Below are 26,150 nucleotides of genomic sequence, written 5' to 3' on the forward strand. Positions count from 1 at the left end.
CGCAACACACCACCGGGAGTGCCAGTGGCACGCGTCGTAGTCGACGTCATGCTCAAGCCGGAGATCCTCGACCCGCAGGGACAGGCGGTGCAGCGCGCACTGCCCCGTCTCGGTTTCGAGGGGATCGCGGACGTCCGCCAGGGGAAGCGCTTCGAGCTGGATGTGGAGGGCCCGGTCGACGACGCCGCCCTCGCCCGCATCCACGAGATGGCCGAAACCTTCCTCGCCAACACCGTCATCGAGGACTTCGTCGTCAAGGTGGAGGAGGCGTGACGTCCCGCATCGGAGTCGTCACCTTCCCCGGAACGCTCGACGACCAGGACGCCCTGCGCGCCGCCCGGCTGGCCGGCGCCGAGCCGGTCCCGCTCTGGCACCGCGACAAGGACCTCAAGCAGGTGGACGCGGTCGTCCTCGCGGGCGGCTTCAGCTACGGCGACTACCTGCGGGCCGGGGCGATCTCCCGGTTCTCGCCGGTCATGGAGACGATCATCGAGCAGGCCAGGGCCGGCATGCCCGTCCTCGGCATCTGCAACGGCTTCCAGGTCCTGACCGAGGCGCACCTGCTGCCCGGCGCCATGCTGCGCAACGACCACCTGCACTTCGTCTGCCGCGACCAGAAGCTGCGGGTGGAGAACGCCGACACCGCCTGGACCGCCGACTACGAGCAGGGCCAGGAGATCTCCGTACCGCTGAAGAACATGGACGGCCGGTACGTCGCCGACGCGCGCACGCTCGACGAGCTGGAGGCCGAGGGCCGGGTCGCGTTCCGCTACCTGGACGGGAACCCCAACGGCTCGCTGCGCGACATCGCGGGCGTCACCAACGCCGCGGGCAACGTCGTCGGCCTCATGCCCCACCCGGAGCACGCCGTGGAGCCGCTCGTGGGCACGGGCCGCACGGACGGGCTCGGTTTCTTCACCTCGATCCTCAAGAAGCTGGTCAACGCCTGATGAGCCTCGACACCGTCAAGCACGCCACCGAGACGCCCGACGTCGAGCAGCCGTGGGCCGAGCTCGGCCTCAAGCAGGACGAGTACGAGCGCATCCGCGAGATCCTCGGCCGCCGCCCGACCGGCGCCGAGCTGGCCATGTACTCGGTCATGTGGTCCGAGCACTGCTCGTACAAGAGCAGCAAGGTCCACCTGAAGCAGTTCAGCGAGAAGAAGCCCGACTCGGACGCGATGCTCGTCGGCATCGGCGAGAACGCGGGCGTCGTCGACGTCGGCCAGGGGTACGCGGTCACCTTCAAGGTGGAGTCACACAACCACCCCTCGTACATCGAGCCCTACCAGGGCGCGGCCACGGGCGTCGGCGGCATCGTCCGCGACATCCTCGCGATGGGCGCCCGCCCGGTCGCCGTCGTCGACCCGCTGCGGTTCGGCGCCGCCGACCACCCCGACACCAAGCGCGTCCTGCCCGGTGTCGTCGCCGGCATCGGCGGCTACGGCAACTGCCTGGGCCTGCCCAACATCGGCGGCGAGGTCGTCTTCGACGCCTGCTACCAGGGCAACCCGCTGGTCAACGCCGGCTGCATCGGCGTGATGAAGCACGAGGACATCCACCTCGCCAAGGCGTCCGGCGCCGGCAACAAGGTCATCCTGTACGGCGCCCGGACCGGCGGCGACGGCATCGGCGGCGTCTCGGTCCTCGCGTCCGAGACGTTCGACGACACGAAGCCGACCAAGCGCCCGGCCGTCCAGGTTGGCGACCCGTTCCAGGAGAAGCTCCTCATCGAGTGCACGCTGGAGGTCTTCCGGGAGAAGCTCGTCGTGGGCATCCAGGACCTCGGCGGTGCCGGCCTGTCCTGCGCCACCTCCGAGCTGGCGTCCGCCGGCTCCGGCGGCATGCGCGTCGAGCTGGACGCGGTCCCGCTGCGCGACGCGACGCTCTCGCCGGAGGAGATCCTCATGAGCGAGTCGCAGGAGCGCATGTGCGCGATCGTCGAGCCCGGCAAGGTCGACCGCTTCCTGGAGATCTGCGAGAAGTGGGACGTCATCGCCACCGTCATCGGTGAGGTGACCGACGGCGAGCGCCTGGAGATCTTCTGGCACGGCGAGCAGATCGTCGACGTGCCGCCGCGGTCCGTCGCCCACGAGGGCCCGACGTACCACCGGCCGTACGAGCGCCCCGAGTGGCAGGACGCCCTCCAGGCCGACGACCCCGCCAAGCTGCCCCGGCCGGCCTCGGCCCAGGAGCTGCGCGAGCAGGTCCTGAAGCTCGTCGCCTCGCCGAACCAGGCGTCCAAGGCGTGGGTGACGGACCAGTACGACCGTTTCGTGCAGGGCAACACGGTCCTCGCCCAGCCCGAGGACGCGGGCATGGTCCGCATCGACGAGGAGACCAACCTCGGCGTCGCCATCGCCACGGACGGCAACGGCCGGTACGCGAAGCTCGACCCGTACGCGGGCGCGCAGCTCGCGCTGGCGGAGTCGTACCGCAACGTGGCCGCGTCCGGCGCCAAGCCGCTGGCGATCTCGAACTGCCTGAACTTCGGCTCGCCCGAGGACCCGGCCGTGATGTGGCAGTTCGCGGAGGCCACGCGCGGCCTCGCGGACGGCTGCCTGGAGCTGGGCACGCCCGTCACCGGCGGCAACGTCTCGCTGTACAACCAGACCGGGGACGTCGCCATCCACCCGACGCCGGTCGTCGCCGTCCTCGGCGTGATCGACGACGTGACGCGGCGCACGCCGATCGCCTTCGCGGAAGAGGGCCAGCTCCTCTACCTGCTGGGCGACACGCGCGAGGAGTTCGGCGGCTCGGCCTGGTCCCAGGTCGTCCACGACCACCTCGGCGGCCTGCCGCCCAAGGTCGACCTGGGCCGGGAGCGGCTGCTCGGCGAGATCCTCATCGCCGCCTCCCGCGACGGCATGGTCGACGCGGCGCACGACCTGTCCGACGGCGGTCTCGTCCAGGCGGTCGTCGAGTCCTGCCTGCGCGGCGGGAACGGCGCGCGGCTGATCGTCCCGGACGGTCTGGACGCGTTCACGTTCCTGTTCAGCGAGTCGGCGGGCCGCGCCGTCGTGGCCGTGCCGCGCAGCGAGGAGCTCCGCTTCACCGACATGTGCGGTGCGCGCGGGCTGCCCGCGACGCGCATCGGCGTCGTGGACGGCGACGCGGTCGACGTGCAGGGCGAGTTCAGCATCCCGCTGGCGGAGCTGCGCGAGGCGTACGAGGCGACGATCCCGGGCCTGCTGGCCTGAGACCTCCGGCGCCCGGACCCACGGACGGAGGGCCGGCCCGCGGTTGACGCCGCGGGCCGGCCCTCCGTGTCGTCGCGACGGCCTCACAGGACCGGCACACGGGCAAGGCGTCCTCGGGGGAATCGGGTGTCGGACCAGTGGCCGTCACCGTCTTCTTCGTCTTTCTCCGTGTTCCCGGCGTCTCCGGCGTCTCCGGCGTCTCCGGCGTCTTCGGTGTCTTCGTTCCCGTCTTCCCGCGAGGCCGCGCCGCGGGGCGCGGGGGCCGCGCCGCTGCGGCCGTCCGACCCGGCGCGGATCGGCCCGTACGACCCGCTCGGCGTGCTCGGCAGCGGTGGGACGGGCCGCGTGCACCCGGCCCTGTCCGCCGGCGGCGGTCCCGGTGCGGGGACGGCGGCTTCGGCACGGCCACCGAGGACGCCGTCCTCGCCCTCCAGTGCGCCAAGGGCCCGGGGGCCGACGGCGCCGTGGGCCCGAAGGGGTGGGCGGCGCCGCGCTCCCCGACCCGACGGGCCGGCGGTAGCCTCGGGGCATGCCACAGCCGAGGAAGCGCGCCCGCAGGTACGACTCCGCGAAGACCCGCGCGGCGGTGACCGCGCAGTTCGCGCACGTGCGGGAGGGCGTCGAGCGGCTGACGCCGGAGCAGTTGGCGCTGCCGACGCGGCTGGGGGAGTGGACGGTACGGGAACTGGCCGCGCACCTCGCGCTGGTGCTCCGGTCCGTCGTGCGGGGCGTGGCCGCGCCGGAGCCCGCCGTACGGGACGTGGGGCTGCTCGACTGGCCCGCGGCGACGCGGGGGTTCGCGGACGCGGTGGACGAGGACACCCGTGAACTGGCCGAATGGGCCGACGGGGCAGGCGGGCTGGCGGAGCTGTACGCGCGTACGGCGGACGAACTGGCCGGGGCGCTGGCGGCGGCGCCGGACGAGCGGCTGATCGTGACGCGGTTCGGCGGGATGCCGCTGGGCGACTTCCTGGTGACGCGGACGGTGGAGCTGACCGCGCACACCGACGACCTGAACGCGGCGACGGGGCTGGCCGTGCCGCACGACCGGCAGGCCCTCGCGACCTGCACGCGCGTACTGGCGGACGCGCTGGCGCTGAAGGCGCCGGGCGGGTCGGTGGAGTTGCGGGTGCCGCCGTACGCGGTGGTGCAGTGCGTGGAGGGCCCCCGGCACACGCGCGGGACGCCGCCGAACGTCGTCGAGACCGACCCGCTGACGTGGACCCGCCTGGCGACGGGGCGGACGGCCTGGCGGGACGCGCTGTCGGAAGCCCGCCTCCAGGCCAGCGGCGAGCGCGCCGACCTGGCGCCGTGGCTCCCCGTCCTGGGCTGACCCCGCACGGGGTGCGCCTGCACGCCCACGGCTCGGAGACCGTGTGGCTCCCCGCCCTGGGCCGATCCCGCGCCCCGCGCCCCGTACCCCCCGCCCCGTACTCCCACCCCGGCTCCCCGCCCCCCGTACCCCTGGGCCCCGTCCCCCGTACCGGTGGCGCGGGGAGGGAACCGGACCGGCGCACGGTCCGTCAGAGCGGCATGCGGATCACCACGTGCCTGCTTCCCGTCCTCGCCGCGACCGCCGCGCTCGCCGGCTGCTCCGGCGGTTCCGGCGGCTCCGATCCCGGCCAGGGCGCCGGGGACCGCCCCGACATCCCCCTCGCGGGGACCTACTGGACCATCGACGGCCTCACCCTCGACGGCGTCGAGAAGGCCGCCCCCAGCCCCACGATGTACGTCGAGTTCACGCCGGACGCCAAGGTGCGCGGAAACCCCGACTGCAACGGCTTCGGCGCCGACCTCACCATCGACGGCGACACCATCACCGCGAAACAGCTCCCCTCGACCCTCAAGGGCTGCGGTGACGCCGTCAACGCCTTCGCGAGCGACTTCCGCGAGGTGTTCACCGGCAGGCTCACCGCCCGCCTCCACGACGGCGGCGACCGCCTCACCCTCACCGCCCCCGACGGGAACGCCATCGCCCTGTCCGAACGGCTCGACGCGCCCCTGGAGGGCACCGAGTGGAACGTCGACACGCTCCTCGAAGGGCGGACCGCCACCTCCCTGCCCGCCGGAGCCACCGGTAAGCCGCACCTCACGATCGGCATCGACCGCACCGTCCGCGGCAACCTCGGCTGCAACACCTTCACCGCCGTCGTGAAGGCGGACGGCGACAAGCTGACGTTCGGCCGCATCGCCCTCACCCGCCGCATGTGCGCCGCGCCCCAGAACGAGCTGGAGCAGAAGCTGTACGGGACGCTGAGCAGCGGTCCGGTGACGTACCGGATCCAACAGCGCACACTGACGGTCACCGCGCAGGACGGTTCCGGGTTCGGCGCCCGCGTCACGGCCGGGTAGGGGTGCGAGGTCCGTCACACCGGACGTGGCGCGAAAGGGTCCCCGCGGGCGGGGAAAGGGCGTCTGGGCAGGGGGCCCTTCCCGGCGGGGGCCCCTGCGGGCGGGCCCGTCCCCAATTCGGACCAGTGGTCGATCTCGCCTACACTCGGTGGCGTGCCACGTGGTGACGGTCGACTCAATCACGATCTGCTTCCCGGCGAGAAGGGCCCCCAGGACGCTTGTGGCGTCTTCGGTGTCTGGGCGCCGGGTGAAGAGGTCGCAAAGCTCACGTACTTCGGGCTCTACGCCCTCCAACACCGGGGTCAGGAATCCGCGGGAATAGCGGTCAGCAACGGCTCCCAGATCCTCGTCTTCAAGGACATGGGCCTCGTCTCCCAGGTCTTCGACGAGACCTCCCTCAGCTCCCTCCAGGGTCACATCGCGGTCGGTCACGCCCGCTACTCGACCACCGGCGCGTCCGTCTGGGAGAACGCCCAGCCGACGTTCCGGGCCACGGCCAACGGCTCCATCGCCCTCGGCCACAACGGCAACCTCGTCAACACGGCGCAGCTCGCCGAGATGGTCGCCGACCTCCCCAAGAAGGACGGCCGGGCCACCCAGGTCGCCGCCACCAACGACACCGACCTCGTCACGGCGCTCCTCGCCGGCCAGACCGACGAGGACGGCAAGCCGCTGACCGTCGAGCAGGCCGCCGCCAAGGTGCTGCCGGAGGTCCGGGGTGCCTTCTCCCTCGTCTTCATGGACGAGAACACGCTGTACGCCGCCCGCGACCCGCAGGGCATCCGCCCGCTGGTCCTCGGCCGGCTGGAGCGCGGCTGGGTCGCCGCCTCGGAGACCGCCGCCCTCGACATCGTCGGCGCCAGCTTCGTCCGCGAGATCGAGCCGGGCGAGCTCATCGCCATCGACGAGAACGGCCTGCGAACGTCTCGATTCGCAGAAGCGAAGCCCAAGGGCTGTGTCTTCGAGTACGTCTACCTGGCCCGTCCCGACACGGACATCGCCGGCCGGAACGTCTATCTCTCCCGCGTGGAGATGGGTCGGAAGCTCGCCGCGGAAGCCCCCGCCGACGCCGACCTCGTCATAGCGACGCCCGAGTCCGGCACCCCCGCCGCCATCGGCTACGCGGAGGCGAGCGGCATCCCGTTCGGCGCGGGCCTGGTCAAGAACGCGTACGTCGGGCGGACCTTCATCCAACCGTCCCAGACCATCCGCCAGCTCGGCATCCGCCTCAAGCTGAACCCCCTCAAGGAAGTCATCAAGGGCAAGCGCCTGGTCGTCGTCGACGACTCGATCGTCCGGGGCAACACGCAGCGCGCGCTCGTCCGGATGCTCCGCGAGGCCGGCGCCGCCGAGGTCCACATCCGGATCTCCTCGCCGCCCGTGAAGTGGCCGTGCTTCTTCGGCATCGACTTCGCCACCCGCGCCGAGCTGATCGCCAACGGCATGTCGGTCGACGAGATCGGCAAGTCCCTCGGCGCCGATTCGCTGGCGTACATCTCCCTCGACGGCATGGTCGAGGCGACCGCGATCGCCAAGCCGAACCTCTGCCGCGCCTGCTTCGACGGCGAGTACCCCATGGAGCTCCCCGACCCCGAGCTGCTCGGCAAGCAGCTCCTGGAGACGGAACTGGCCGCGGGCCCCGCCGCCACGGCAGCCACCGACGCGCTCCGCCGCCCGTAGGCACCCCCGAAACCCTCGCTGTACGACACGAAAGTTCCGTAGCCATGTCTCAGGCCACCAGTGCCACAGGCGGCGCCAGCTACGCCGCCGCGGGCGTCGACATCGAGGCGGGCGACCGCGCCGTCGAGCTGATGAAGGAGTGGGTGAAGAAGACCCAGCGCCCCGAGGTCCTCGGCGGCCTCGGCGGTTTCGCCGGACTCTTCGACGCCTCCGCCCTCAAGCGCTACGAGCGTCCGCTCCTCGCCTCCGCCACCGACGGCGTCGGCACGAAGGTCGACGTCGCCCGCCGCATGGGCGTGTACGACACGATCGGACACGACCTGGTCGCCATGGTCATGGACGACATCGTGGTGTGCGGCGCCGAGCCGCTGTTCATGACCGACTACATCTGCGTCGGCAAGGTCCACCCCGAGCGGGTCGCCGGCATCGTCAAGGGCATCGCCGAGGGCTGCGTCCTCGCCGGCTGCGCCCTCGTCGGCGGCGAGACCGCCGAGCACCCCGGCCTCCTCGGCCCGGACGACTTCGACGTCGCCGGCGCCGGCACGGGCGTCGTGGAGGCGGACCGCCTGCTGGGCGCCGATCGCATCCGCACGGGTGACGCGGTCGTCGCGATGGCGTCGTCGGGCCTTCACTCCAACGGGTACTCACTCGTTCGCCACGTGCTGTTCGACCGGGCCGGCATGGAGCTGGAGCAGCAGGTCGACGAGCTCGGCCGGACCCTCGGCGAGGAACTGCTGGAGCCCACCAAGATCTACTCGCTGGACTGCCTGGCGCTCACCCGGACCACCGACGTGCACGCCTTCAGCCACATCACCGGCGGCGGCCTCGCCGCCAACCTGGCGCGGGTCGTCCCGGACCACCTGCACGCCACGGTCGACCGGTCGACGTGGACGCCCGGCGCGATCTTCGACCTGGTCGGCAGGGCCGGCCGGGTGGAGCGGCTGGAGCTGGAGAAGACCCTGAACATGGGGGTCGGCATGATGGCCGTCGTCCCCGCCGATTCGGTGGACGTCGCGCTGGCGACGCTCGCGGACCGGGGCGTCGACGCCTGGGTCGCGGGCGAGATCACCGAGCGCGGGGATCACCCGACCGGCGCCGCCCTCACGGGTGACTACGCGAGCTGAACAGCACAGAACCCGGTCCGGGGCGGGGCCCCGGACCGGGTTGGAAGAAGTGCGGGCGTCAAGCGCCGCGGCGACGGGATGACGAACCGGACTCCTCGTCCTCGTCATCGTCGTCGTTGTACAGCTCCGCGTAGCGGGCGTACGGGTCGTCTTCCTCGTCGTCGTCCTCGAACGGCTCTCCGTTCGGAGGCTGACTCGAAGTCGATGCGCCCAGCTCGCTGGCCAGCCGTGCGAGGTCTGTCCCACCGCTGTTGTACTTCAGCTGGCGGGCGACCTTCGTCTGCTTGGCCTTGGCCCGGCCGCGCCCCATGGCTCGACCCCCTCGGTGACGGGGCTCGACGGCCCCAGAGTCTTGACACGCGTTCATGATGTGGGACGGACTCTCCGTGGAGAGACCGGCCCGTGGGCTTCAACGGTACCTGCTTCCGCGGCCATACGGTACGCCGCCCGCATGACGCGCCTCGGAGCCGGACCCGCGAGGCGCCCCGTCCTCGCTGGTCAGCTGCGATTTTAACCTCTTCTCAAGGTCGACCCGCCGACCGGCGTGAGCCATCTCTCTCTGACAGCGAACGCACCTCTGTACGAACACACCAATGCGGAGCGTGCCCGGAAGGTGTCTGTGGGCACGGGCGGCGCCGTCCGCCGGGTGCCCTGTCAAGGGCGCCCCCCGGCGAACGTACGCTCCGTGACCGGAAACGCTCCGTGCGGCGTCAGCCGCGGCGGGCGTCGGCCATCCGCTGCTCGGCGATCCGGTCGGCCGCCGCGGCCGGCGGAATACCGTCCTCCTTCGCACGTGCGAAGATCGCCAGCGTCGTGTCGAAGATCTTCGTCGCCTTCGCCTTGCACCGGTCGAAGTCGAAGCCGTGGAGCTCGTCGGCGACCTGGATCACGCCGCCCGCGTTGACGACGTAGTCGGGCGCGTAGAGGATCCCGCGCTCCGCGAGGTCCTTCTCGACGCCCGGGTGGGCGAGTTGGTTGTTGGCCGCGCCGCACACGACCTTCGCCGTCAGGACGGGCACGGTGTCGTCGTCGAGGGCGCCGCCGAGCGCACACGGCGCGTAGACGTCCAGGCCCTCGGTGCGGATCAGGGCGTCCGTGTCGGCGGCCACCCGGACCTGCGGGAACCTGTCGGTGACGCGGCGGACCGACTCCTCCCGCACGTCCGTGACGACGACCTCGGCGCCGTCCCCCACCAGGTGCTCGACCAGGTGGTGGCCGACCTTGCCGACACCCGCGACGCCGACCGTCCGGCCGCGCAGCGTCGGGTCGCCCCACAGGTGCTGGGCGGAGGCGCGCATGCCCTGGAAGACGCCGAACGCGGTGAGGACCGACGAGTCGCCGGCGCCGCCGTGCTCGGGGGAGCGGCCGGTGGTCCAGCGGCACTCGCGGGCGACGACGTCCATGTCCGCCACGTACGTGCCGACGTCGCAGGCCGTGACGTACCGGCCGCCGAGGGAGGCCACCATCCGGCCGTAGGCCAGCAGCAGTTCCTCGGTCTTGACGAGCTCCGGGTCACCGATGATCACGGCCTTGCCGCCGCCGTGCTCCAGGCCGGCCAGGGCGTTCTTGTACGACATCCCCCGCGACAGGTTCAGCGCGTCCAGGACGGCTTCTTCCTCGGAGGCGTACGGGTAGAAGCGGGTGCCGCCGAGGGCCGGGCCCAGGGCGGTCGAGTGGATGGCGATGACGGCCTTGAGGCCGGAGGCGCGGTCCTGGCACAGCACGACTTGCTCGTGGCCCCCCTGTTCCGAGCGGAACAGGGTGTGCAGGACGCCGTCGGTCACATCGGTCACGGTGGTGACTCCCAAGTACGAAGCGGCGATGTCGGGCCCTCCTAGGGGTGGGGAGGGACCTGTTCGGCAAGAGGGTAAGTCCTACCTGGCCGTAGGACCGACGCCGTGCGCAGGATCACCCCCTCGGGGGGTGGGCGCGTGGAAGGATTCCCGCATGCCGGCTGTCTCCTCGGTCCTCGTCCCGTACGCCTCCTACCTGCGGGTGTACGAGCCCCTGGCCGCCTTCCCGGAGCCCGAGCGCGGCCACTGGGCCCGCTACGCGGAGCAGGCCCTGCGCGGCGGGGCGCCCACGGCGCAGGACGAGTTGCGGCGCGCCCTCGCCGACCTGGTGCCGACGCCGCCGGTGCCGGTGCCGGTGCACGAGAGCGGCGACGCGTTCGTGGCGGAGGCGGGCGGCGCGGTGTGCGTCTGCCCGTGGCGCACGCGGCTGCGCGCCTGGCTGGCCCTGGAGGAGCTGCCGGAGCTGCTGCCGGGGCCCGTGCTGGACGCGGCGCTGCCGCCGGTGGTGCGGGGGCAGGCGGAGGCGGACCACGAGCGGTGGCGGGAGCGGCACCCGGACGCGCGGCCGTGGATCAGGAGCGCGGTGTGGCAGGTGCCCGTGCGGTGGTTCGTGCTCTTCGCGGACGAGGAGCGCGAGTACGTGCCGGGCGGGGCCGGGGAGGCGCCGCTGCTGCGGTACCGGACGCCGATGGTGGAGGCGCGGCGGCGGGTGGCGCGGACGCTGCGGACGCTGCGCGAGTCGATCGGCGAGGGGCCGCTGACCGAGGGCCTGGTCGACGTGGGGCGGTGGCTGGAGGAGTTCCACCCGCGTTCGCTGGTGGAACTGGACTACGGGGGCCTGGTGCACGCCCTGCCGGCGGAACTGCTCGCCGGGGACCGGTCCGTGGCGGACATCGCCGCGGGCATCGCCGCGCTCCGGGACGGCGACGGCGCGGGCGCGGAGGTGGCCTACGGGCGGCTCGCGGAGCGGTGGCGCGCGGTACGGGACCGGCAGTTCGCCAACTGAACGGAAAATTCCCCAGTTGGGCCTGTTGCGCCGGAGGCTGTTGCACATGAGTCTTGTGTGACGTCAGAGGTTGAAGGGCTTGAGTCCCGAACCGGGCCTTTGCCTCAAGGGTGATGGATCGCACTAACCGCGGCTCTTGCGCTCATTGCCCAACCTCATGCCAAAATAGGACAAGGAGTCCGGGGAGGGCTCCTTCCGTCCAGCTATGGGCGGAAGGCTCAGCATTGCACGCTATGGGGGGTCTGGTGGCTCCTGATCGCTCTGTGACTGATCGTCACTGTGACGTGACTGTCCGCTATGGCATGGTCCATCGGCTTCCGCCGCTGATGGACACCTGAGAGGGCAATTCCATCGGTTTGGCCGAAGGTGGCTGGACAGATGGTGTAGTTGTAGTGCCGAGGACAAGCCGTTCGTCCTATAACCGACTCGGCCCGCGTCCGCCATTTCGGGCAACGCGGGTCAAGGTGCAGAATTTAGAGGAAAGAACCGAGATCGTCGGTTCTCCCGAGGAGGCCGCTCATGACCGCTCGCACCCCTGATGCTGAGCCGCTGCTGACCCCCGCTGAGGTTGCCACGATGTTCCGCGTGGACCCGAAGACGGTGACCCGCTGGGCGAAGGCCGGCAAGCTCACGTCCATCCGCACGCTGGGTGGGCACCGCCGGTACCGCGAGGCAGAGGTCCGCGCGTTGCTCGCGGGGATCCCGCAGCAGCGCAGCGAGGCCTGAACACCCCTGTGAACCGGGCTTTTCCGGGTCCCCCAACCCGGTACGCCCACCCCATGCTCCACTGACGGCCGCCCGCCCCAACGGGCTGACGTCATCGATCGCGCTGGACTCCGCCGGGTCCGGCGCGGTCTTTTTTTGTGCGCCGGCACGGGCTCGCAAGTCGGTGCAATTGCACGTATTAAATGGGGCGGGTGTAGGAGTGGCATAAGCGAAGCGGTTTTCCGAAAGAGTTCCGTGACTCGCATCACACCGGGATGGCGGTTCCGACGGCCCGTCAGGAGCGGTCGGCGTCCTCGGGAACGACCCGGTCGGACCGGTCGGGCCGGTCTCTGTGTCCGGTCGGCGGGGGCGCCTGCGGGGGCTGCTCGCCGAGGGCGGCGTACTGGGCGAGGCGGTGGCAGACGGCGCAGCGCCGGGTGAGGTGGCGGTAGCCGGAGGCGGCCGCCAGATGGGCGCGCAGGAGCGCGCGGGTCTCGTGCCTGGCCGTGGCTGCCGTCATGCGCGTCACCTCCGGGGAGGGGCGACGGTGCCCCCGTTGTTTGGGTACTCGCACCGGCCGCCCGCGTCAACCCGTCGTCGGACGCCACCCGGCCCCGGCCGGGAACCGTGACCCGTACGAGACGCACGAACGCGGCTGAGGCCCGCACCGAAGGGTGCGGGCCTCAGCCGACTGATGCGGTCCTGACGGGATTTGAACCCGCGGCCTCCACCTTGACAGGGTGGCGAGCACTCCAAACTGCTCCACAGGACCAGGTTTCGCAGCCGTTCGCTCCTTGGCTGCGAGAGAGACTCTACAGCAGGTCAGACCGCGCGGTCGAACTCACTCGTGGCGACCGCCCCGTCACCCCGCCGCGGGCCTCACGGCACGGCCGCGTCGATCGCCTTCACGATCCGCTTGTCCGACACCGGGTACGCCGTCCCCAGCGCGTGCGCGAAGTAGCTGACCCGCAGCTCCTCGATCATCCACCGGATGTCCAGGACCTCCTGCGGCACCGGCCGCCCCTTCGGGAACTGCTCCAGCAGCCACGCGTACTCGTCCTGCATCTCGTGGACCTTCTCCATGCGCGTCGTGTCCCGCTGCACCGACGTCGGCATCTGCTGGAGGCGGCGGTCCACCGCCACCAGGTACCGCATCAGGTCCGGCAGGCGGCGCAGGCCCGTCGCGGTGACGAAGCCGGGCGGCACCAGCGCCGCCAGCTGCTCCCGGACGTCCTGGACGTTGTTCACCAGCGCCAGGCTGTTCGTGGCCTTCAGGCGCCGCTCGCAGGACTGCCAGGCGGTCAGGATCTGCTGGACCTGGTCCACGGTCCGCACGGTCAGCTCCACCAGGTCGGCGCGGACGTCGTCGTACAGCTTCCGGTACGACTCCTCGTCCCACGCCGGCCCGCCGTGGTCGGCGATCAGCCGGTCGGCCGCCGCCGTCGCGCAGTCCTCGAACAGGGCCTGCACGGAGCCGTGCGGATTGCGGGACAGGGCGAGCTTCTGCTGGTTCGTCAGCCGGTCGGAGGCGAACTTCGCCGGGTTCACCGGGATGTTCAGCATGATCAGCTTGCGGGTGCCCCGCCACATCGCCCGCGCCTGCTCGGCCTCGGTGTCGAAGAGGCGCACGGCGACCGTCCCGCCCTGGTCGACGAGGGCCGGGTACGCCTTCACGGGCTGGCCGGCCCGGCGGGTCTCGAAGACGCGCGTGAGGGTGCCGATCGTCCAGTCCGTCAGGCCCGAGCGCTCCAGCGACTGGCCCGTGCCCGAGGGGCCCGCCGTGGCCGCCGCCGCGGCCTTCGACAGGGCCTGGCGGGCCTTCGGGCGCAGCGACAGCTTCAGCGCCTCCAGGTCCTTGTCCTCGGCCAGCTTCCGGCGCCGCTCGTCCACGATCCGGAACGTGATCTTCAGGTGGTCGGGGACCTTGGTCCAGTCGAAGTCGTCCGGGCTCACCGGGACGCCCACCATGCGCTGGAGCTCCCGGGCCAGGACGGCCGTCAGGGGTTCCGCGCTCGGCGCCGCCTTCTCCAGGAACCGCTTCGCGAAGTTCGGCGCCGGTACGTAGTTGCGGCGGACCGGCTTGGGGAGGGAGCGGATCAGCTCCGTCACGACCTCCTCCCGCAGGCCCGGGATCTGCCAGTCGAAGCCCTCGTCGGTGACCTGGTTCAGCACCTGGAGCGGGATGTGGACGGTGACGCCGTCCGCGTCCGCGCCCGGCTCGAACTGGTACGTCACGCGGAACTTGAGCGGGCCCTGCCGCCACGAGTCGGGGTAGTCGGCCTTGGTGACCGCGCCCGCCTTCTCGTTGATGAGCATCTCCCGCTCGAAGTCGAGCAGTTCCGGCTCGTCCCGGCGCTTGTGCTTCCACCACGAGTCGAAGTGCGCCCCCGACACGACGTGCGCCGGGATCCGCTGGTCGTAGAAGTCGAACAGCGTCTCGTCGTCGACGAGGATGTCGCGGCGCCGCGCCCGGTGCTCCAGCTCCTCGACCTCGGTGAGCAGCTTGCGGTTGTCCGCAAAGAACTTGTGGTGCGTGCGCCAGTCGCCCTCCACCAGGGCGTGGCGGATGAACAGCTCGCGCGACGCCTCGGGGTCGATCCGCCCGTAGTTGACTTTGCGCTGGGCGATGATCGGCACGCCGTACAGCGTCACCTTCTCGTACGCCATGACGGCCGCCTGGTCCTTCTCCCAGTGCGGCTCGGAGTACGTGCGCTTCAGCAGGTGCCCGGCGAGCGGCTCGATCCACTCGGGCTCGATCTTCGCGTTGACCCGCGCCCACAGACGGGACGTCTCGACCAGTTCGGCCGACATCACGAACCGCGGCGGCTTCTTGAACAGCGCCGAGCCGGGGAAGATCGCGAACTTGGCGTTCCGCGCGCCCAGGTACTCGTTCCTCGCCGTGTTCCTCCCGCTCTCCCCTCCGGCGTCCTTCACGTCCTTCACGCCGATGTGGGAGAGCAGGCCCGCGAGGAGCGAGACGTGGACGCGCTGCTCGTCCGCGTCCTCCTCGTTGAGGTGCATCCCCATCTGCTTGGCGACCGTGCGAAGCTGGCTGTAGATGTCCTGCCACTCGCGGATGCGCAGGTAGTTGAGGTACTCCGACTTGCACATCCGGCGGAACGCCGACGACGACAGCGCCTTCTGCTGCTCGCGGACGTACCGCCAGAGGTTGAGGTAGGCCAGGAAGTCGGACGTCTCGTCCTTGAACCGGGCGTGCTGCTGGTCGGCCTGGGCCTGCTTCTCGGCGGGCCGCTCGCGCGGGTCCTGGATGGACAGGGCCGCCGCGATGACCATGACCTCGCGGACGCAGCCGTTCTTGTCGGCCTCCAGCACCATGCGCGCCAGGCGCGGGTCGACGGGGAGCTGGGCGAGCTTCCGGCCGAGCGGGGTGAGGCGCTTCTTCGGGTCCTTCTGCGCCGGGTCGAGCGCGCCCAGCTCCTGGAGGAGCTGCACGCCGTCGCGGATGTTGCGGTGGTCCGGCGGGTCGATGAAGGGGAACTTCTCGATGTCGCCGAGGCCGGCCGCGGTCATCTGGAGGATGACGGACGCCAGGTTCGTCCGGAGGATCTCCGCGTCCGTGAACTCCGGGCGGGCCAGGAAGTCGTCCTCGGAGTACAGGCGGATGCAGATGCCGTCACTGGTGCGGCCGCAGCGGCCCTTGCGCTGGTTGGCGCTGGCCTGGCTGACGGGCTCGATCGGCAGCCGCTGCACCTTCGTGCGGTGGCTGTACCGGGAGATCCGCGCCGTACCGGGGTCGATGACGTACTTGATGCCGGGGACCGTCAGGGACGTCTCCGCCACGTTGGTGGCGAGGACGACGCGGCGGCCGGCGTGCTGCTGGAACACGCGGTGCTGCTCGGCGTGGGACAGGCGCGCGTACAGCGGCAGGACCTCGGTGTTGCGCAGCTTCTTCTTCAGCAGCGCGTCGGCCGTGTCGCGGATCTCCCGCTCGCCGGAGAGGAAGACCAGGATGTCGCCGGGGCCCTCCGCCTGGAGCTCGTCGACGGCGTCGCAGATCGCGGTGACCTGGTCGCGGTCGGGCTCCTCGGAGTCCTCCTCCAGGAGCGGGCGGTAGCGCACCTCCACCGGGTACGTACGGCCGCTGACCTCGACGATCGGCGCGTCCCCGAAGTGCCGGGAGAACCGCTCCGGGTCGATGGTCGCGGAGGTGATCACGACCTTGAGGTCGGGGCGCTTCGGCAGGAGCTGGGCCAGGTAGCCGAGCAGGAAGTCGATGTTGAGGCTGCGTTCGTGGGCCTCGTCGATGATGATCGTGTCGTAGGCGAGCAGCTCGCGGTCCGTCTGGATCTCCGCGAGGAGGATGCCGTCCGTCATCAGCTTCACGAACGTGTCGGAGCCGACCTGGTCGGTGAACCGCACCTTCCAGCCGACCGCCTCGCCGAGCGGCGTCCGCAGCTCCTCCGCGACGCGCTCCGCGACCGTGCGGGCCGCGATCCGCCGGGGCTGCGTGTGGCCGATCATGCCGCGCACGCCCCGGCCGAGCTCCAGGCAGATCTTGGGGATCTGCGTCGTCTTCCCGGAGCCCGTCTCACCGGCGACGATCACGACCTGGTGGTCGCGTATCGCCTCCAGGATCTCGTCCTTCTTCTGGCTGACGGGCAACTGCTCGGGATACGAGACCTCGGGCACGCGGGCCGCCCGCTCGGCGGTGCGGGCAGCCGCCTTCGCCGCCTCGGCGGCGATCTCGTCCAGTACGGCCTGCCTGGCCTCGGGCTTACGGATGCGACGGGCGCCTTCGAGACGGCGGCCGAGCCGATGGGCGTCGCGCAGCGGGACCTCGGTCAGCAGGGTCTGGAGGTCGGCGAAGGAAGTAGACATACCGTGTCCCAGGATCTCACCCGCGGCTCAGGAGTGGCGAACCCATTTCCCCGTACCATTTCGGGCGGGCCGAACACCAGGCCCCCGACCAGGAAGGCGCCCGCCCGATGCCCCGTACCGATGCCCGGCGGCACGGCGGGGCGACGCGGGCCGCGCGGGCCGCGCGGGCGCCGGGCACGGGGTGCGGGGGCCGGCCGCGACCGGCCCGCAGCGGGCCCCGCCCGCGCCCGTACCGCCGCCCCGACGGACCCGCCGGTCCCGCGCGCGCGGCGGGGGCGGGCCTCCCGCCGCACCATCCGCCGCCCCCTCCCCCCCACCGCGGCACCGCAGGAGCGCACCCATGCCCAGGAAGCCACCGTCCATGAAGCCGTACGCCCTCGGGGCGGGGGTCGCGGCCGCCGCCGGGCTGCTCGCGTTCGCCTCGTACACGGCCACCAAGCCCGCCGACCGGGAGGCGACCGGCTCCTCCGCCGCCGCGCCGGCCTCCGCCGCCGGGTCTGCGCCCGCGTCCGCCGCCACGGAGGAGGGCGCCCGCTCCGAGCCGGGGGAACTGGCGCGCCGCGACGCGCGGGATGCCCTCGCGGTGGGCCGCGCCGACGCCCCGGTCGTGCTGATCCAGTACGCCGACTTCGCGTGCGGCTACTGCGGGAAGTTCGCCCGCGACACCGAGCCTGCGCTGGTGGAGAAGTACGTCGAGAAGGGCGTCCTGCGCATCGAGTGGCGGAATTTCCCGATCTTCGGCGAGGAGTCGGAGGGCGCAGCCCGGGCCGCGTGGGCGGCCGGGCAGCAGGGCCGGTTCCGGGAGTTCCACCGGGCGGCGTACGCGGAGGACGCGAAGGAGAAGGGCTTCGGCAAGGACCGGCTGGCGGCCCTCGCGCGCGAGGCCGGTGTGCCGGACCTCGCCCGGTTCACCCGCGACCTGGACAGCGCGGCGGCCCGGCGGGCGGTCGAGCGGGACCAGGAGGAGGGGTACGGGCTGGGCGTGGCGTCCACGCCGTCGTTCCTGGTCAACGGGGCGCCCATCGCGGGCGCGCAGCCGCTGGAGACGTTCACGGCCGCGATCGACGTGGCGGCGGCGGAGGCCGGCCGGTGACGGACGTCGGGTACCTGGCCGCGTTCCTGGGCGGCCTGCTGGCGCTGGTCAGCCCGTGCAGCGCGCTGCTGCTGCCGGCGTTCTTCGCGTACTCGATCGACTCGACGGCCCGGCTGCTCGCCCGGACCGGGGTCTTCTACGCCGGCCTGGCGACGACGCTGGTGCCGCTGGGTGCGGCCGGGTCGCTGGCCGGGCGGTTCTTCCACGGCAACCGGGACCTGCTCGTCACCACCGGCGGCTGGCTGATCGTCGCGCTGGGCGTGGCGCAGGCGCTGGGGCTGGGCTTCGCGCCGCGCCGCGCCGTGGCGGCGAGCGGCCGGATCCGCCCGGTGACGGCGGTGTCCGTGTACGCGCTGGGCCTCGTGTACGGGCTGGCGGGGTTCTGCGCGGGGCCGATCCTGGGCAGTGTCCTGACGGTGGCGGCGCTGGGCGGCAGCCCCGTGTACGGCGGGCTGCTGCTGGCGGTGTACGCGCTGGGCATGGCGGTGCCGCTGTTCGCGCTGGCGCTGCTGTGGGAGCGGTACGACCTGGGGCGGCGCCCCTGGCTGCGCGGCCGGGCGGTGCGGCTGGGCCGGCTGGAGCTGCACACGACGTCACTGCTGTCGGGTGCCTTCTTCGTGCTGCTGGGCACCCTGTTCCTGGCCTTCGACGGCACGACGGCCCTGTCGGGCCCGCTGTCGGTGGACGCCGCCTTCGAGGCGGAGCGGTGGGCCGCGCGGGTGGGCGGCGCGGTGCCGGACCGGATGCTGCTGCTGATCGTGGTCGCGGTCGTCGCGGTGGTCCTGGGCGTGCGCGGCTGGCGACACCGCGGGCGGGCGTGACGTCTCGGGCCGTGACCTCTCGGGCCGTGACGTCTCAGGCGCCGCCGCCGAGGACGTCGCCGACGATCTCCGTGACGCGGTGCTTCACCTTGTGCCAGCGACCGCAGTACCGCCGCGGGAACCACCGGCGTTCCTGCGGCAGCGGCCTGCCGCACCACGCGCAGGGCACGGTCTGCCCCCGGCTCGCGAAATCCCCCATGGCGGGGACTCTAGCGCCCCCGTCCCCGCCCCCGGCCCGAAGGGCGACCCGCTCCGGTGGGCGGTCGGGCTGGGCGGGTGTCCCGTCCGGTGGGCGGCCTGACTCGATGGGCGGACCGTCCCGGTGGGCGGTCTGGCTCGGTGGCCGGGCGGCCTGGCTGGACGCCCCGGCCCGGTGGGCGGACCGTCCCGCAGGCCGCCCCGTCTCCGGGGCGGCCACGGGGCACGGCCCGACCGGACAGCGGTCGGGCCGTGCCCCGGAAGGGCCGCCGCGGAGGGGCGGGAGCCCGCCGCCTCAGATCCGGTCCGTGGGGTGGGCGCCGCCTCCCGTCCCCGGGCTGGAGCGGGGGCCCCCGGTGGTGTGGCCCTTGGAGCGGCGGGGGAGCAGGCCGAGCAGGCCCAGCAGCCCGGCGAGGCCCCACAGGCCCCAGCCGCCGCCACCGCCGTCGTCCTTGTCGCGGTCGTCCACGGTCGGCACCCGGTCCGGGACGGCCTGTACGACGGATGCCCGTTCCGCCACCGGTACCTGCGCCGCCGCGGTGGCCGCGGCGGGTCCTGCGAGCAGCGTGGCGGCCAGAAGGGCGCCGACAGTCGTGCGTCGCATGGCTCCTCCTTCGCCGGTCAGCGGTTCGGCCCGTGCTTGGGGCCCCGGCCGCGCTCGTTTCCGCGGCCGCGCTCGGACCGGTCGTCGTCGTACTCGATCTTCTCCTTGCGCACCTGCCCGCCGACGTCCCGCTCCTCGGTGACCTTCTCGGTCTCCAGGCGGACGCGCTCGACGGGGACGGACTTCTTGCTCACCGTCGGGCGCTCGGCGTGCAGGGTCACCTCCTGCTCGGACTCCTGGATGGGGGCCTCGCGCTCACCGGGCCGGATCGGCTCGCGCACCACGCGGACCTCCTCGTGGGTCACCGGCACGCGGGTGGTCACCTCCTCCGTGACCACGTACTTGCGCAGGCGGGCGCGCCCCGCCTCGTACTCCTCCGTGCCGACCTGGAGCTGCTCCTCGGAGCGGGTCAGCCCCTCGTCGCCGGAGCGCATCGCGGCGGCCGGCTGCCGGCCCTCGTGGGCGCGGCGGCCGGTCATGCCCTCCGAGGTCATGCCGCCGGCTCCGGCCATGCCCCCGGCGGCGCCCGTGGTGCCCGCGGTACCGGTCCTGCCGCCCGGGGTGAGCCGGTAGTGCCGGTAGAGCCGCTGTTCCTCGGAGGTGTCGAGGTGTTCGTCGGCGTCGAGCCGAGGGGCGTCCTTGACCATGTCCTTGGTGTACGGCACGTGGAGCTGGTCGCCCTGCCGGCGGGCGCCGGCCAGGGGGACGAAGGTCTCCTTGGTGCCGAACAGGCCGGTCTTGACGGTGACCCACTCCGGGGTGCCGAGCCGGTCGTCGACGTAGATCTGGCCGATCGTGCCGATCTTCTCGCCGTTCGAGTCGTAGGCCGTCGCGCCCTGGAGTCCTTCGACGGGGAACGCCTTGTCGTTCTGGGCCATGCTGGATCCTTCCTGGCTGCGGACCCGGCCTCCGGAAGACAGCGAGTGCGATGGACCGGGCCCTGGGTCCATTGCCGGTGACCCCGAAACGCCCTGCAACTCGGGTTACGCCGAGGAACCTCCGCCACGTGCGCGGCCGGGGCCCGCTTCCCGGCCGGCCGGCGTTTCCCCGCCCCGGGGCCGAACGGGTGACCCCGGGTGCGGGGGCACGGTGGCCGGGGCCGCCGCGGACGTACCGGTCGGCGTGAACGACGAAAGGCCCCGTCCGGAGACGGGGCCTTTCGGCTGGTGGCTGGGGCCGGGGTCGAACCGGCGACCTTCCGCTTTTCAGGCGGACGCTCGTACCAACTGAGCTACCCAGCCACGCAGCTCTTGCGAGCCGCAGCGGTCCTGACGGGATTTGAACCCGCGGCCTCCACCTTGACAGGGTGGCGAGCACTCCAAACTGCTCCACAGGACCAAGCATCGTGCGAGCACTAGTCTCGCACAAGGTAAAGCGTGCCCCCAACGGGATTCGAACCCGTGCTACCGCCTTGAAAGGGCGGCGTCCTGGGCCACTAGACGATGAGGGCTAAGGGCCCGCCTGGGCGCTTCTTCAGCGCGTCGGGGACGTGAGAAGCATATGGGATGGGGGGACCGTTCGCCAAAACGGTTTACGGGCGGGGTGCGGGGGCGGGGGTCCGGGCCGGTTGCGGGGGCGTCGGCAGGGCCGACCGGCCGGGCGGCTGCCGGGCCTCCGCCGGGGACGCGGAAGACGCCCGGGCAGCCGGGGACGCCTGGGGCGCCGGGGACGCCGGAGGAGACCCGGAGGGAGACCCCGACGGGGTTCCGGTCGGGGTCGAGGACGGGTCCGAGGACGGGTCCGGGGACGGGGACGCGCCCGGCAGGACCTCGTCCGGGACGTGCCGCGCCACCTCCGCCGTGGTCAGGCCGAGCCCGCCCAGGGTGATCTCGTCCCACGCCTGGAGCCGCCGCGTGTCCCGGTCCAGGTACAGCACCGACGCGTGGACCTTCTCCGGCTCCTCCTTCTCGACGGCCCGCAGCCCGCCGCCCCCCGTCGACCCCTCGATCTTCAGGCGGGTGCCGTTCGGCAGCACCTCGTTGACGCGCCGGTGGACGTGCCCGGACAGGACGAGCGGCACCGCGCCGTCCGTCTGGTGGGCCGCCACCGGGTTGTGGACGACCGCGATGTCCACGGGGGTGCCCGCCCGCGCCTGCGCGCGCAGGGACTCCGCCAGCCGCCTGCCCGCCGCCCGCTCGGCGTCGTCCCCGGCGGCCACGACCGACCGGTCCGGCGTGAACTGCGGGTCGCCGACGCCGGCCACCCGCACCCCGGCGACGGTGACGGCCCGCCCGCCGTCCAGGACGTGCACGTTCCGCAGGCCCTCCAGGTACTCCTGGGTGGCCGCCGAGTCGTGGTTGCCGCGGACCCACACGTACGGCGCGCCGAGGCTGCTGATCGGGTTCAGGAAGACGTTCTCGGCGGCGCTCCCGTGGTCCATCGTGTCGCCCGAGTCGATGATCAGGTCGATGTCGTACTGCTCCACGAGCGAGCCGACGATGTGCCACGACGCCGGGTTCAGGTGGATGTCGGAGACGTGCAGGACGCGGATCGTCGCCGGGTCGGGCTGGTACGTCGGGAGGGTCGACGTCGCGTCGTACAGCTTCGTCACGTTCGTGACGAGCCGGGCCAGTTCCTTCTGGTACACGTCGAACTCGGTGACGATCGACCGCGCGCTGCCGACGACCGACGGGGCGCTGCTGAGGAGCCCCGAGAAGCGGGGCTCCAGGACCGACTTGGGGTTCCACGTCGCGTACGCCGACGCGCCCGACGCCGCGAGCAGCGCCAGCGCCAGCCCCCCGGCCGCCAGGGCGCGGCGCGGACGGCGGTAGACGGCGAGGCCGAGCGCGGTGGCGCCGGAGACGACGGCGACGCAGGAGCGGACGGCCAGTTCGCGGGTGCCGTCCAGGACGTCGGCGGTGATCTCCTCCTGGAGGCCGGAGATCCGCTCGGGGTGCTCGACGAGGGCCCGGGAGCGGACCGGGTCCAACTGGTCGACGTCCACGTCGAGCCGGATGGGGGCCGTGTGGGAGTCCAGGTCGAGGGCGCCGAGCGGGGAGACGTTGATGCTCGTGCCGCCGGTGAGGGACGGGCGGAGCGCCATGCTCGTGTCCACCGGTCCGACCGGGGCGCGCACGCCGCCGACGGCCAGCAGGCCCAGCCACGCCCCGGCGGCGACCACCGCGAGCAGCCCCAGGGCGCGGACCAGGGGGTGCGGGGCGGGGGCGAGCGGGCCGGGGAGCACCGCGGAGCCGGTGCGGCGGGCGGAGCGGCCGGGGCGGACCGGCGCGCGGTCCCCCGTTCGGCTCCCCATGCGGCTTCCCGCTCGGCTTCCCACGCGGCGCAGGGCTCGGGCGATACGGGCGTACGAGGTACGGACGACTGCTCGGGCCATTGGGGCCGTATGCCCGTGGGGCCGCGCGGCTATGCCCGTACGCCCCCGGGCGCGCCCCTCATCCACGACAATGGGCGAGTGCTGGAGATGACGCGCGAGGAGTTCGAGGAACTGGTGGCCGAGGCGCTCGACCGGATCCCACCGGAGCTCACCCGGCTGATGGACAACGTCGCCGTGTTCGTGGAGGACGAGCCGCCCGCGGACGACCCCGACCTGCTCGGGCTGTACGAGGGGACCCCGCTCACCGACCGCGGCGAGTGGTACGCGGGCGTGCTGCCCGACCGGATCACCATCTACCGGGGGCCGACGCTGCGGATGTGCGAGTCCCGCGAGGACGTGGTCGCCGAGACGGAGATCACCGTGGTGCACGAGATCGCCCACCACTTCGGCATCGACGACGCGCGGCTGCACGAACTGGGATACGGCTGACCGGTGCCCCGTACGGGCGTGTCCCCCACGGGGGGAGGGGAGTTGGGCAGGGAAACCCCGTCCGTCCCCCCGGGATTTCCGTTCCGGTCCGGGAGTCCCCGCCCGTCTTGGAGGTGCCTCCGTGCGCCAGCTGCCCGCACCCGTCCGATGGGCCGTCACCGCGGTGGCGGTCGTGGCCTCCGCCGGCTCCGTCAGCGGCTGCATGAGCGTGTCCGACGACAGCGCCAAGCCGCGGCCGCGCGAGGCGGTGGGCCCGTCCGGGGCGGCGGCGGCCGAGGGGGACGCCGGAGCGGCGGCGAGCGAGGGCGGGTACGAGCCGCGCGGCGCGGGGAACCCGGGCGGGACGGCGGGCGACGACGGCGCGGGCGGCGGGGCCGGCCCGTCGGCGGCGCCTTCCTCGTCCACCTCCCCGTCCCCGCCGTCCGGCCGGGGCGGCGGGGACGGGGAGGGCGCGGGCCACGGGGGGCGGCCCTCGCCCGGCCCCGGCGCCGACCCCGGAGGCGGGCCGGGGCCGGACGGCTCCGAGGGCGGCCACGGCGGCACGGGCGGCCACGGCGGCTCCGGGGGCGGCCACGGTGGTACGGGGCCCGGCGAGCCGCCCGCGTCGCCCTCCGCGCCCGCCCCGCCGCCCGAGCCGGACCCCACGCCGACGCCGCAGGCGAGCGAGCCGCCCGCGACCGGCCCGACGGACCCGCCGGCCGCGTCGCCCCCCGCCGAGACCCGTACCGAAGCGCTGCGCGCCCCCTCCCCGTCCACCGGCTGTCCGGAGCCGGCCGCGTCCCCGCAGGTCGCTCCCGTGTGACGGGAGTCGCACCCGCGCGGCGGGGAGCGGCTTGCGCTGGGTGGGGGGAGGTGCGTATGGTGGTAGATCGTTTGATCCCATTTGCCCGGCGCCGTGACCGAAGCGCGCCGCGTGGCGCGTACTCTCCCTTGCCGTGGCTGACCGCATCGAGGCGGTCGATTTGCTAAGCAGCGAAACACGGAGTTGACGGGCGCGTGCCGAGACTCCGGAAGGTTTCGCATTTCGCATGTCCATTTCCCACACTGACGCCGTCCTGACCGCGACCGAGAACGACGAGCCGACCGCCGTCGTCACCGAGGACGAGGCGATCGAGGAGATCGCCGCGACCGACGCCGTCGACACCGACGCCGCCGAGACCGACGACGCCGACGACGCCGTCACCTTCGGCGACCTCGGGCTCCCCGAGGGCGTCGTCCGCAAGCTCGCCCAGAACGGCGTCACCGTCCCGTTCCCGATCCAGGCCGCGACCATCCCGGACGCCCTGGCCGGCAAGGACATCCTCGGCCGGGGCCGCACCGGCTCCGGCAAGACCCTCTCCTTCGGCCTGCCGCTGCTCGCCACGCTGGCCGGCGGCCACACCGAGAAGAAGAAGCCCCGCGGCGTCATCCTCACCCCGACCCGCGAGCTCGCGATGCAGGTCGCGGACGCCCTCCAGCCGTACGGCGACGTGCTCGGCCTGAAGATGAAGGTCGTCTGCGGCGGTACGTCGATGGGCAACCAGATCTACGCCCTGGAGCGCGGCGTCGACGTCCTCGTCGCCACGCCGGGCCGGCTGCGCGACGTCATCAACCGCGGCGCCTGCTCCCTGGAGCAGGTCCAGGTCGCCGTCCTCGACGAGGCCGACCAGATGGCCGACCTGGGCTTCCTGCCCGAGGTCACCGAGCTCCTCGACCAGGTCCCGGCCGGCGGCCAGCGCATGCTCTTCTCCGCGACCATGGAGAACGAGATCGCGACGCTCGTCAAGCGCTACCTGAACGACCCGGTCAACCACGAGGTCGACAGCGCCCAGGGCAACGTCACGACCATGTCCCACCACGTCCTCGTCGTGAAGCCGAAGGACAAGGCGCCGGTCACGGCCGCGATCGCCGCCCGCAAGGGCCGCACGATCATCTTCGTCCGCACCCAGCTGGGCGCCGACCGCGTCGCCGAGCAGCTGCGCGACGCCGGCGTGAAGGCCGACGCGCTGCACGGCGGCATGACGCAGGGCGCCCGCACGCGGACGCTGGCCGACTTCAAGGACGGGTACGTGAACGTGCTCGTCGCCACGGACGTCGCCGCGCGCGGCATCCACGTGGACGGCATCGACCTGGTGCTGAACGTCGACCCGGCCGGCGACCACAAGGACTACCTGCACCGTTCGGGCCGCACGGCGCGCGCCGGCCGCTCCGGTGTCGTGGTCTCCCTGGCGCTGCCGCACCAGCGCCGCCAGATCTTCCGCCTCATGGAGGACGCCGGTGTCGACGCCTCCCGCCACATCATCGGCCAGGGCGGTGCCTTCGACCCCGAGGTCGCCGAGATCACCGGTGCCCGGTCGCTGACGGAGGTGCAGGCCGACTCGGCCAGCAACGCCGCCAAGCAGGCCGAGCGCGAGGCCGCCGACCTGGCCAAGCAGCTGGAGCGCGTGCAGCGCCGCGCCGCGGAGCTCCGCGAGGAGGCCGACCGCCTGATCGCCCGCGCGGCGCGCGAGCGGGGAGAGGACCCGGAGAAGGCCGTGGCGGAAGCCGCGGAGGCGATCGCGGCCGAGGCGGCTCCGGCCGCCGCCGAGACCGAGGTGCCCGTCCCCGCCCAGCGGGAGGAGCGCCCCTCGTACGAGCGCCGGGAGGACCGCGGCTTCGGCCGTGACCGCCGGGACGACCGTCGTGACGACCGGGGCGGCGACCGCGGCGGGTTCCGCCGTGACGACCGACCGTCGTACAACCGTGACCGTCGTGACGACCGGGGCGGGGACCGCGGCGGGTTCCGCCGTGACGACCGTCCGTCGTTCAACCGCGACCGTCGTGACGACCGGGGTGGCGACCGTCGGGACGACCGTGGTGGGTTCCGCCGTGACGACCGTCCGTCGTCGTACGAGCGTCGTGACGACCGTCCGTCGTTCAACCGCGACCGTCGTGACGACCGGGGTGGCGACCGTCGGGACGACCGTGGTGGGTTCCGCCGTGACGACCGTCCGT

Annotated in this window: 22 protein-coding genes and 4 tRNA genes; 14 read left to right on the forward strand and 12 right to left on the reverse strand. The window is 72.8% G+C overall.

Features of this window, described 5'->3' with window-relative positions:
• Positions 1 to 24: 24 nt before the first annotated feature.
• The 7 genes from purS (at position 25) to purM (ending at position 8,355) form a co-directional block, all read left to right on the forward strand.
• Positions 25 to 273, forward strand: a complete 249-nt coding sequence (gene purS, locus AC07D6_RS16335; protein ID WP_023587565.1) for a phosphoribosylformylglycinamidine synthase subunit PurS — start codon at positions 25 to 27, stop codon at positions 271 to 273.
• The gene (gene purQ, locus AC07D6_RS16340; RefSeq protein ID WP_315879360.1) at positions 270 to 950 is read left to right on the forward strand and encodes a phosphoribosylformylglycinamidine synthase subunit PurQ; all 681 of its coding nucleotides are present in this window, start codon (positions 270 to 272) and stop codon (positions 948 to 950) included. The genes purS and purQ overlap by 4 nt, the downstream gene beginning before the upstream one ends.
• Positions 950 to 3,199, forward strand: coding sequence for a phosphoribosylformylglycinamidine synthase subunit PurL (gene purL, locus AC07D6_RS16345; protein ID WP_315879361.1), 2,250 nt, complete (start codon positions 950 to 952; stop codon positions 3,197 to 3,199). The genes purQ and purL overlap by 1 nt, the downstream gene beginning before the upstream one ends.
• Positions 3,200 to 3,728: 529 nt before the next feature.
• Positions 3,729 to 4,532 carry a maleylpyruvate isomerase family mycothiol-dependent enzyme gene (locus tag AC07D6_RS16350; protein WP_479044912.1) on the forward strand — a complete coding sequence of 268 codons (804 nt, stop codon included), beginning with the start codon at positions 3,729 to 3,731 and terminating at the stop codon, positions 4,530 to 4,532.
• Positions 4,533 to 4,732: 200 nt separating this feature from the next.
• On the forward strand, positions 4,733 to 5,551 hold the full coding sequence (locus AC07D6_RS16355) for an META domain-containing protein (RefSeq protein WP_479044914.1): 819 nt from the start codon (positions 4,733 to 4,735) through the stop codon (positions 5,549 to 5,551).
• A 153-nt stretch (positions 5,552 to 5,704) separates the two neighbouring features.
• Complete coding sequence (gene purF / locus AC07D6_RS16360; protein WP_315879364.1) at positions 5,705 to 7,231, forward strand: amidophosphoribosyltransferase; 1,527 nt, start codon at positions 5,705 to 5,707, stop codon at positions 7,229 to 7,231.
• A 44-nt stretch (positions 7,232 to 7,275) separates the two neighbouring features.
• A complete protein-coding gene (purM, locus tag AC07D6_RS16365) occupies positions 7,276 to 8,355 on the forward strand; it encodes a phosphoribosylformylglycinamidine cyclo-ligase (protein WP_315879365.1) in 1,080 nt (359 codons plus the stop codon).
• Positions 8,356 to 8,413: 58 nt separating this feature from the next.
• Here the strand turns inward: purM and AC07D6_RS16370 are convergent, their stop codons facing one another.
• Together AC07D6_RS16370 and AC07D6_RS16375 are read right to left on the reverse strand one after the other, a co-directional pair.
• Positions 8,414 to 8,665 (reverse strand): DUF3073 domain-containing protein, encoded by a 252-nt coding sequence (locus tag AC07D6_RS16370; protein ID WP_315879366.1) that lies wholly within the window; start codon positions 8,663 to 8,665, stop codon positions 8,414 to 8,416.
• A gap of 400 nt (positions 8,666 to 9,065) precedes the next feature.
• Entirely contained in the window at positions 9,066 to 10,148 is a 1,083-nt protein-coding gene (locus AC07D6_RS16375) for a Leu/Phe/Val dehydrogenase (RefSeq protein ID WP_315879367.1), read from the reverse strand.
• Between the two features lie 154 nt (positions 10,149 to 10,302).
• Here AC07D6_RS16375 and AC07D6_RS16380 point away from each other — a divergent pair, with 154 nt between their 5' ends.
• Entirely contained in the window at positions 10,303 to 11,154 is an 852-nt protein-coding gene (locus AC07D6_RS16380; RefSeq protein WP_479044917.1) for a DUF8083 family protein, read from the forward strand.
• Between the two features lie 519 nt (positions 11,155 to 11,673).
• On the forward strand, positions 11,674 to 11,880 hold the full coding sequence (gene bldC, locus AC07D6_RS16385; protein WP_003949541.1) for a developmental transcriptional regulator BldC: 207 nt from the start codon (positions 11,674 to 11,676) through the stop codon (positions 11,878 to 11,880).
• Positions 11,881 to 12,154: 274 nt separating this feature from the next.
• Here the strand turns inward: bldC and AC07D6_RS16390 are convergent, their stop codons facing one another.
• The 3 genes from AC07D6_RS16390 to hrpA all read right to left on the reverse strand — a co-directional run bounded on the left by AC07D6_RS16390 (position 12,155) and on the right by hrpA (position 16,698).
• A complete protein-coding gene (locus AC07D6_RS16390) occupies positions 12,155 to 12,379 on the reverse strand; it encodes a DUF6274 family protein (protein ID WP_479044919.1) in 225 nt (74 codons plus the stop codon).
• 177 nt (positions 12,380 to 12,556) lie between these two features.
• A tRNA-Asp gene (locus tag AC07D6_RS16395) sits at positions 12,557 to 12,631 on the reverse strand.
• A 107-nt stretch (positions 12,632 to 12,738) separates the two neighbouring features.
• Entirely contained in the window at positions 12,739 to 16,698 is a 3,960-nt protein-coding gene (gene hrpA / locus AC07D6_RS16400; RefSeq protein WP_479044922.1) for an ATP-dependent RNA helicase HrpA, read from the reverse strand.
• Between the two features lie 340 nt (positions 16,699 to 17,038).
• Between hrpA and AC07D6_RS16405 the strand changes: the two genes are divergently transcribed.
• Positions 17,039 to 17,791: a DsbA family protein gene (locus AC07D6_RS16405; protein WP_479044924.1), complete on the forward strand. Its 753-nt coding sequence runs from the start codon at positions 17,039 to 17,041 to the stop codon at positions 17,789 to 17,791.
• Positions 17,788 to 18,612: a cytochrome c biogenesis CcdA family protein gene (locus tag AC07D6_RS16410; protein WP_479044926.1), complete on the forward strand. Its 825-nt coding sequence runs from the start codon at positions 17,788 to 17,790 to the stop codon at positions 18,610 to 18,612. Before AC07D6_RS16405 ends, AC07D6_RS16410 begins: the two co-directional genes overlap by 4 nt.
• A gap of 34 nt (positions 18,613 to 18,646) precedes the next feature.
• On the opposite strand, the gene AC07D6_RS16415 is transcribed toward AC07D6_RS16410, so the two are convergent.
• The 7 genes from AC07D6_RS16415 to AC07D6_RS16445 all read right to left on the reverse strand — a co-directional run bounded on the left by AC07D6_RS16415 (position 18,647) and on the right by AC07D6_RS16445 (position 22,748).
• Positions 18,647 to 18,811 (reverse strand): hypothetical protein, encoded by a 165-nt coding sequence (locus AC07D6_RS16415; protein ID WP_315879373.1) that lies wholly within the window; start codon positions 18,809 to 18,811, stop codon positions 18,647 to 18,649.
• Positions 18,812 to 19,105: 294 nt separating this feature from the next.
• The gene (locus AC07D6_RS16420; protein ID WP_479044928.1) at positions 19,106 to 19,414 is read right to left on the reverse strand and encodes a WGxxGxxG family protein; all 309 of its coding nucleotides are present in this window, start codon (positions 19,412 to 19,414) and stop codon (positions 19,106 to 19,108) included.
• Positions 19,415 to 19,431: 17 nt separating this feature from the next.
• Positions 19,432 to 20,292 carry a DUF2382 domain-containing protein gene (locus AC07D6_RS16425; RefSeq protein ID WP_479044930.1) on the reverse strand — a complete coding sequence of 287 codons (861 nt, stop codon included), beginning with the start codon at positions 20,290 to 20,292 and terminating at the stop codon, positions 19,432 to 19,434.
• Between the two features lie 286 nt (positions 20,293 to 20,578).
• Positions 20,579 to 20,655, reverse strand: a tRNA-Phe gene (locus tag AC07D6_RS16430).
• A 22-nt stretch (positions 20,656 to 20,677) separates the two neighbouring features.
• A tRNA-Asp gene (locus AC07D6_RS16435) sits at positions 20,678 to 20,752 on the reverse strand.
• 39 nt (positions 20,753 to 20,791) lie between these two features.
• Positions 20,792 to 20,864: transfer RNA gene (locus tag AC07D6_RS16440), tRNA-Glu, on the reverse strand.
• Positions 20,865 to 20,945: 81 nt separating this feature from the next.
• Entirely contained in the window at positions 20,946 to 22,748 is a 1,803-nt protein-coding gene (locus AC07D6_RS16445) for a metallophosphoesterase family protein (protein ID WP_479044933.1), read from the reverse strand.
• Between the two features lie 78 nt (positions 22,749 to 22,826).
• On the opposite strand from AC07D6_RS16445, the gene AC07D6_RS16450 reads away from it, so the two are divergent.
• From AC07D6_RS16450 to AC07D6_RS16460, 3 genes are all read left to right on the forward strand, one after another.
• A complete protein-coding gene (locus AC07D6_RS16450; protein ID WP_479044936.1) occupies positions 22,827 to 23,177 on the forward strand; it encodes a metallopeptidase family protein in 351 nt (116 codons plus the stop codon).
• Positions 23,178 to 23,298: 121 nt separating this feature from the next.
• The gene (locus AC07D6_RS16455; RefSeq protein ID WP_479044938.1) at positions 23,299 to 23,979 is read left to right on the forward strand and encodes a hypothetical protein; all 681 of its coding nucleotides are present in this window, start codon (positions 23,299 to 23,301) and stop codon (positions 23,977 to 23,979) included.
• A gap of 226 nt (positions 23,980 to 24,205) precedes the next feature.
• Positions 24,206 to 26,150: DEAD/DEAH box helicase (locus AC07D6_RS16460; protein WP_479044941.1), on the forward strand; the 1,945-nt coding region annotated here is incomplete at its 3' end.

The sequence above is a fragment of the Streptomyces sp. NPDC045287 genome, assembly GCF_056432325.1.